Source organism: Cellulomonas sp. PhB150, assembly GCF_003755175.1.
Classification (GTDB): Bacteria; Actinomycetota; Actinomycetes; order Actinomycetales; family Cellulomonadaceae; genus Cellulomonas.
Genome location: NZ_RKHX01000004.1, coordinates 476,444 through 483,637, shown reverse-complemented (window position 1 = coordinate 483,637; position 7,194 = coordinate 476,444). Strand labels below are relative to the sequence as shown.

Annotated in this window: 7 protein-coding genes; 2 read left to right on the top strand and 5 right to left on the bottom strand. The window is 69.2% G+C overall.

Features of this window, described 5'->3' with window-relative positions; all coding sequences use genetic code 11:
• Nucleotides 1-437 (top strand): hypothetical protein (locus tag EDF34_RS15360; RefSeq protein WP_233575412.1); only part of this gene is annotated, 437 nt, incomplete at its 5' end.
• A 25-nt stretch (nucleotides 438-462) separates the two neighbouring features.
• On the opposite strand, the gene EDF34_RS15355 is transcribed toward EDF34_RS15360, so the two are convergent.
• From EDF34_RS15355 to EDF34_RS15340, 4 genes are all read right to left on the bottom strand, one after another.
• Nucleotides 463-1,005 (bottom strand): GNAT family N-acetyltransferase, encoded by a 543-nt coding sequence (locus EDF34_RS15355; RefSeq protein WP_123372361.1) that lies wholly within the window; start codon nucleotides 1,003-1,005, stop codon nucleotides 463-465.
• Between the two features lie 60 nt (nucleotides 1,006-1,065).
• Nucleotides 1,066-1,725: a response regulator transcription factor gene (locus tag EDF34_RS15350; RefSeq protein WP_123372360.1), complete on the bottom strand. Its 660-nt coding sequence runs from the start codon at nucleotides 1,723-1,725 to the stop codon at nucleotides 1,066-1,068.
• On the bottom strand, nucleotides 1,722-2,828 hold the full coding sequence (locus tag EDF34_RS15345; protein ID WP_158615102.1) for a sensor histidine kinase: 1,107 nt from the start codon (nucleotides 2,826-2,828) through the stop codon (nucleotides 1,722-1,724). The genes EDF34_RS15350 and EDF34_RS15345 overlap by 4 nt, the downstream gene beginning before the upstream one ends.
• Nucleotides 2,829-3,150: 322 nt before the next feature.
• Nucleotides 3,151-5,292 carry an MMPL family transporter gene (locus EDF34_RS15340; RefSeq protein ID WP_233575411.1) on the bottom strand — a complete coding sequence of 714 codons (2,142 nt, stop codon included), beginning with the start codon at nucleotides 5,290-5,292 and terminating at the stop codon, nucleotides 3,151-3,153.
• Between the two features lie 288 nt (nucleotides 5,293-5,580).
• Between EDF34_RS15340 and EDF34_RS15335 the strand changes: the two genes are divergently transcribed.
• Nucleotides 5,581-6,018, top strand: a complete 438-nt coding sequence (locus tag EDF34_RS15335) for a hypothetical protein (RefSeq protein WP_123372357.1) — start codon at nucleotides 5,581-5,583, stop codon at nucleotides 6,016-6,018.
• Nucleotides 6,019-6,043: 25 nt separating this feature from the next.
• Here EDF34_RS15335 and EDF34_RS15330 read toward each other — a convergent pair whose 3' ends face one another.
• Nucleotides 6,044-7,084 (bottom strand): serine hydrolase, encoded by a 1,041-nt coding sequence (locus EDF34_RS15330; RefSeq protein WP_123372356.1) that lies wholly within the window; start codon nucleotides 7,082-7,084, stop codon nucleotides 6,044-6,046.
• Nucleotides 7,085-7,194 lie beyond the last annotated feature (110 nt).

Sequence of the window (7,194 nt, the reverse complement as noted above, 5' to 3'; positions counted from 1 at the left end):
ACCTGCCCCGACGCACCATCAACCTCAACCCCTCGCTCGACCCAGACCAAGAGCCCATCCGAGAAGCATGTTGCGATGACTGGTTGAGACCGCCGACCTGCCAGGTGCTCGACGCCGTGATCGCGGCCGAGGAACGTGAGCCCACTGCAGACCCGCGGTTCGAGTACGAGCTGGACGCCATGGCCCGGCAGTACCTGCCTTCGGTTCTCAGGAACTACCTGGCGATCGCACCGAGCAGAGTGCATGAGCGCCAGCCCAACGGGCGCACCCCCGACGAGGAGCTGACCGAGCAGCTGCGGATACTCGCAGGCCAGAGCGACGCCCTCTACGCAAGCCACCACCGTCGGGTCGCGGCGGACCTGAGCACCACCGGCAACTTCCTCCGGGCGAAGTACGGGCACCTGGAGGCGGACGCCCCCGACTTCGGCGTCCAGTGAGCGCCGGACCGGGTCCTCCCGATGCTCAGCCGGCCGATGCGGGTGGGGTCCAGCTGCCGAACCACTGCTCGGCGTCGTACGCCTCGAACCGCTCGACTTCGACGAACCCCAGCCTCGCTGCGAGGCGCATCGACGGTTCGTTCGCGGTCTGGGTGGTGAGCACGACGGCTTCGCCGGGTAGAGCGTCCGCGAACCAGACGAGTGCGGCTGCACACGCCTCGGTGGCGTATCCGCGTCCCCATGCCTCTGGGAGAAGGAGGTTCCCGAGGTCCACGGAGCCGGCCGCCTGGCGAACCTCGTAGTCGAGGTCCCGGCGTTCGAGCTGGACCGCTCCGATCATTGCTCCGTCGAGATCGATCACGAAGTGACCTGGACGGACCGGTGGAGCCGCGGGTAGCGCACGTTCGACAGCCTCACGGGATGTCGGTCCGCCTGTGTACGTCCCTACGGCCGGTGACGTGTACAGCTCGATGAATGCCGTGCGATCGCGCGGCACCGGCGGGCGGAGCAGAAGTCGGTCGGTTGTGAGCGGTCCGGGTGGCCACGCGACGCTCCCGAGCTCTGGCATGCCTCGACAGGACGGACGCAGCCCGGCCGGGGCGACGGCCATTTCCTCCCGAGGCCCCGCTCAGTGCATGAGGCCCGACTCGTAGGCGAAGACGACGAGCTGAGCTCTGTCTCGCGCACCCGTCTTCATCATGGCGCGGTTGACGTGCGTCTTCGCCGTTGCGGGGCTGATGAACAGCTGCTCGCCGATCTCGACGTTCGACAGGCCTTGGGCCACCAGCACCGTGATCTCACGCTCGCGCGCGGTCAGGTCGTCGATGCCGGGTCGTGGAGTGTGGTGCTCGGGCCCGGGCGTCGAGGTGATTCGCTCGACGACAGCACGGGTCGCCGCTGGGGAGAGGAGCTGCTCACCGGCCGCGACGGTGCGGATCGCTGCGAGCAGCGACGCCGGGTCCGTCCCCTTCCCGAGAAAGCCCGAGGCCCCCGCGCGCAGCGCCTCCAGGACGAGCTCGTCCGTCTCGAACGTCGTCAGGACCAGGACCTTGACGCCTGCGAGCTCCTCGTCGGAGGTGATGAGCGCCGTCGCAGCGATCCCGTCGAGACCGGGCATGCGGATATCCATGAGCACGAGGTCGGCTCGGGACTGCTTGGCGTGGTCGACGGCTTCGTGGCCGGTGGACGCCTCCCCGACGACCTCGATGTCGTCGGTCGAGTCGAGCAGGAGCCGGAACGTTGCCCGGAGAAGCTCTTGATCGTCGGCCAGCAGTACACGGATGGTCACGAGGACGATCCTTCCGCGTCCGAGCCGTCCCCGCGGGCGACGTCGCGTGGCAGGGTGGCGTGGACCTGGAACGACGGCCCGGGAATCGCGGTCGCCACGAGCGTCCCGCCTGCAGCGCTGGCGCGTTCGCGCATCCCGATGAGCCCGTGGCCCGTACCCGGTGCTGGCGGCCGGGCGTCCGTGCGCAACAGGCTGTTCGTGACCATCAGCTCGAGCACGGTCGCCGACCACCGGACGCCGACGAGGATCGTGACGCCCGGGGCGTGCTTGGTCGCGTTGGTGAGCGACTCCTGGACGATGCGGTAGGCGGCGAGGTCGGCGATCTCGCTGAGGGGCCACGGGACACCATCCGTCGTGAGATCCACGGTCGTCCCGGCCGATCGGAAGGAGCCGACGAGATCGTCGAGGCGGGCGAGGCCAGGTGTCGGGGCCCGCGCCCCGGCCGTCGTTCCGTCGTCGTGGCGGAGCAGTCCGATGGTGGCCTGAAGATCCTCGATGGCCCGGGTGGTGTGGTTGGTGATGTCCTGCAGCGCCGTCGCGGCCGCATCCGGGTCGGTGCGGAGGAGGTACTCCGCGACGCCGGCCTGGGCGTTGACCAGCGTCAGGTTGTGGGCCAGGACGTCGTGCAGCTCGCGCGCGATCCGCAGCCTCTCGTCGAGGACGGCACGGTCCGTGAGCTCGGCGCGGGAGACCTCCAGACGCCTTGCCCGTTCCCGCCTGACCGTCACGAGCGAGCCGATGCCGGTGCCGGTGAGGACGAGGTAGAACATGACGAGATCGGCGAGCAAAAACTCCGAGGGACCGGTCAGGACGCTGACCACGAACAGGATCGCACCGGCCGACGTGCCGGCGATCCAGCCGAAGCGCAGAGGGACGCGTGAGGCCAGCGTGTACGCCGCGATTACCGTCGCGATCGGTGCGGGTTGGCGGGCACCCATGCCGATGGAGAGCTCGGCGACCGATGGCGGGACCGAGAGGAAGGTGATGATGCAGGCGTCGGCGAGAACGGTCCCCGCCAGCGCGAGCACGGGGCGGTAGGTCTGGATGAGCAGCGGCGCCCACGCAGCCAACGTGAGGGTCAGCAGAGCGGCACCGGGCCCCACCGTCTCTCCGGTGCGAACCCACGCCGTCGTCAGCATGCTGGCGAGAGCGATGAGGTCCAGGATCCAGCCCGCCGCAGTGGGACGTCCTCCGCGCCCCGCGCGCGCGATCTCTGTGGCCCGCCGGACGAGACCTCTGGAGCTGCTTTCAGTCACTTCAGCTTCGACCTCTCGCGGTCACGACGATGGGGGGAGGAGTCGGGCGCCATACGAGGCTATGGCCAGCTCGAGCCTCGAGCTGCAGCAGGCCGCAGCCTGCGCGCGTCGATACGCCGGTGCGGGGGCCGTCGCTCATGGCGAAGGCCCCCACGGCGGGTCTCCGGGGCTAGATGCTCGCGAGCTCGAGCGGACGCTCCTTCGGGCTCTCGTCGAGTGCGTGCCCCTCCGTGTCGACGTGGGGCAGCACCTCGTCGAGCCACCGGGGAATCCACCACGCCGACCTACCGAGCAGGGACATCGCGGCTGGCATGAGGATCAGCCGGACGATGAACGCGTCGGCCAGGACCCCGACGAAGAGCCCGAAAGCGATCGACGCGGCGATGGCGAACGTCGACGAGGCGAACCCGGCGAAGACGACGGTCATGATCGTGGCAGCGGCGACGATCATCGGGGCCGCGCGCGAGAACCCCTCGACGATGGCGTCCTTGGGCGCAAGGCCTCGGTCGTGCATCTCCTTGATCCGGGAGACGAGGAACACCTGGTAGTCCATGGCGAGGCCGAACAGCACCCCCACCAGGAGGATCGGCAGGAGGCTCATCATGGGGTCGCCCTGCGGAGCCTGGATCAGCGGGAAGCTCCAGCCCCACTGGAAGACCGCCGTGCTCGCGCCGAACGCAGCGAGCAGTGACAGCAGGTAGCCCGCGGTGGCGATGACCGGGATGAGGATCGAGCGGAACATCAGGATCAGCAGAGCCATCGAGATCAGGGCGATGACGATGACGTACTTGATGAGTGCGGTGTTGAGCGCGGCCGTCTGATCAATGCCGATGGCGGCCTCACCGGTGACCTCGAGGGTGACTCCAGGCACCAGCGTGTCCCCGTTCGCGCGGAGCCCGTGGACGAGGTTCGTCGTGGTTTCGTCGATCGGACCGCCCGTGGGGATCACCGTGACGCGGGCGACGTCCCCGTCGGCGCTGATCGCGGCAGGCGTCACCGAGGCGACGCCGGGAAGCGCGGCGAGCGTCTGCTCGAGAGACCCGGTCCTGCTCGCCACGTCGGCGCCGTCAGCCAGCACGATGAGCGGGCTCTGGACGCCGCCGAACTCGTCGACGATCACGTTGTAGGCGGTGCGCTCGGTGGACTCCGGGTCGGCGCCACCGGGGACGACGAATGCGGTCTCCATGCTCAGGACCGGCAGCGCGGCCACGACGAGAACTGCAGCGCCGCCGCCCAGGGAGAGGAGGGGACGCTTGACGACGAACGTGCCCCACCTGCGCAGGAAGGTCCGCTTGTCCGCGCTCTCGTCGGACCAGAGGTGCCCTTCGGCGAGGTCCTGGCGGTGCTTCTTGGACAACGCCTTCGGACCCATGGTCTCGAGCAGGACCGGAAGCAGCGTCAGGGACAGCAGCACGGCGACAAGGACGGCGAATGCCGCAGCGATGCCCATCTCCGTGATGAACCCGATGTTGGCGACTATGAGAGCCACCAGAGCCACGATCACGGTCGCACCGGCGAACACGACAGCGGTCCCGGCGGTCCCGGTGGCACGGGCGATGGCGTCGTCGACCGACTTCCCGGAACGGACCTCCTGCTGGAATCGGGAGACGATGAAGAGCCCGTAGTCGATCCCGACCGCCAGGCCGAGCATCGAGGCCAGGATGATCGTGTTCGCACCGATCGGGTTGATCGAGCCGTACGCGAAGACTCCGAGGATGCCGACCCCGACGCCGAACGCGGCGACGAGAAGGTTGGCTCCGGCAGCGCGCAGGGACCCGAAGGTGAGGAGAAGGACGACGAAGGCGGCGAGAACGCCGAGCATCTCGCCGACACCCTGTTCGGGCGCTCCGAGCGGGACGAGGTTGCCTCCGAGCTCGACGCCGAGGTCGGCCGGCGTGGACTGCTGGAGCGCGAGGGCTGCCTCGTAGGAGGACTGCTGCGCGTCCTCGTCGAGGCCGACGTAGGTGAGGGTCGCCACGGCGACGCTCCCGTCCGCCGAGACGTAGGGCGTCTGGGGATCGAGCGGGTCGGTGATCGAGTCGAGACCAGGGAGCGACGCCGCACTGTTCAGCACGGCGTGGATCTGCTCGGCAACGTCCGGGTCGGTGACCGCACCCGACTTCGGCTGGAACACGAGCTGCAGGTTCTGGGCGCCCTCGGCCGCACCGTCGGTCGGGAACTCCTGGGCCATTCGCTCGAGTGCCTGCGAGGCGCGCGAGCCGGGGATGCTGTCCGCGGAGGTGTTGCCCATCCCGTTGGTGCCGATGACGCCAGCGAGACCGGCGAAGACGGCGACCCACGCGATGATCACCACCGCTCGGTGACGAGCGCTGAAGCGCCCGAGCTCTGCGAGGAACGTTGACATGGATCTCGACTCCCATTGCGAGGTTCAGGTTGACGTCATCGATCCTCGCGACGACGCCCGATCGGCGAATCGGGCGGATGGCGCGATGCGGCTACCGCATCGGCGGTACGGGTGGACGCGTCACCGTGACCAGCGTCACTTGAACATGTTCAACACGAGGGCTAGCGTCGCTGATGTTGAACATGTTCAACCTGCCGACGACCAGTCGGCCGGCATCGCGCCAAGGAGCGTCCGATGAGTCCCACCGTCATCACCTACCTCGTCTACATCGCGGTCAGCGTCGCGCTGACCATCTGGGTCGCCAGGACCCTGGCGCGGAACGGGGAGGTCTTCCTCGTCGACGCCTTCCACGGCGACGCGAAGGTCGCCGCAGCGACCAACCGGCTCCTGGTCGTCGGGTTCTACCTCGTCAACCTCGGGTTCGTCTCGCTCATGCTCCGGATAGGCCAACCAGTGACCTCGGCCCAGCAGGGCATCGAGGCGCTGGCCTCCAAGCTCGGAGCGGTGGCGCTCCTGCTCGGCGTCTTCCACCTCTCGAACGTCCTCGTGCTGAGCAGGGTTCGCCGCCACCGCGTCGTCGCCGCCCAGCCACAGGTGGCCGCAGGCCCGTCCGGGCACGAACGACCGTCGGGACCTCCCGCGTACGGGAACCCCTACGCGCGGCCGGTCTGACGCCACCCGCCGGGTCGGTCGCGCGTCAGCCCTCGTCGAGGAACTTCCCCCGGACCGTCCCGTCGATGGCGTCCGCGAGGGCGTAGATCACCGGCCAGGCGCCCTCGGAGTTGTTGCCGAGCACGGTGACCGTCGTCCGCGTCTCCGGGAGGTGCGTGGACCGGAACGACGCACCCGCGTCGTAGCCCTCCAGGATGAGCGACGAGCTGCGGCGACCCAGCCAGAACCCCATCCCGTATCGCTTGTGCTCCGACGGCACGTCGACGCGGGGACGAGTCATCTCGGCGAGCGTGCCGGGCGACACGATCCGGCCGTCGAGCAAGGCGTTCCAGAACCGGTGCAGGTCGTCCGCGGTGACGTACATCCCGCCGTCGCCGTTGCCCCGGACCGGGAGGTGCAGGACGTTGGTGCGGTTCCCCGCCTCATCCAGGTACCCGAGCGCGGCGTCCGCAGGAAGGTCGTCGGAGCGGAGGAAGGCAGTGCCGGTGAGGCCCGCCCGGTCGCAGACCTCGGCCTGGACCAGCTCGTGGAAGGTGCGGCCGCTGACCCGCTCGGCGACGAGCGCCAGGACGACGTACCCGCCGTTGCAGTAGGAGAACCGCTCGCCCGGCGGGAACTTCTGCGGGAAGCCGGCGAGGGCGGGCAGGAACGCCTCGGTCTCGGCGAGCAGGTGCAGCGGCAGGGAGAAGACGTAGTCGTCGATCTCCCCGTCGCCCTCCTCGTCCAGGTAGTCGCCGATGCCGGAGGTGTGGGTGAGCAGGTGCTCGATCGTGACCGCGTCGTCGATGAGGGGCAGGTCTTCGCCGAGGATCGGCCGGACGAGGTCCCCCAGGCCGAGCGTGCCGACCTCGACGAGTCGCATGATCGCGAGCGCGGTGAAGCCCTTGTTGCCGCTCCCGGCCGAGATGCGGGTGCTCGGGGTGTGACGCACGCCGAGGGCGCGGTTCGCGAAACCCTCGCAGCGCTCGAGCGTCCGCGTGTCCCCCTCGTCGATGGTGAGCACGCCGGTGAACGACTCCGCCGCGATGGCGGCATCGAGCGCCTCGGTGGTGAGCAGAGCGGTCATGGTCAGTACTCCGTGGGGGTCGACGAACGCGGGCGACGCTCCTTGCAGCATGCCCTCCGCGGGACCTCAGCGACCCCCTATTTATGCCCATCGCCGAGCAGAGGACCGGC

Bases quoted from the DNA above. Each gene is read 5' to 3' on its own strand.
- EDF34_RS15335 (WP_123372357.1), top strand. From the start codon at position 5,581: ATGAGTCCCACCGTCATCACCTACCTCGTCTACATCGCGGTCAGCGTC.
- EDF34_RS15355 (WP_123372361.1), bottom strand. From the start codon at position 1,005: ATGCCAGAGCTCGGGAGCGTCGCGTGGCCACCCGGACCGCTCACAACC.
- EDF34_RS15330 (WP_123372356.1), bottom strand. From the start codon at position 7,084: ATGACCGCTCTGCTCACCACCGAGGCGCTCGATGCCGCCATCGCGGCG.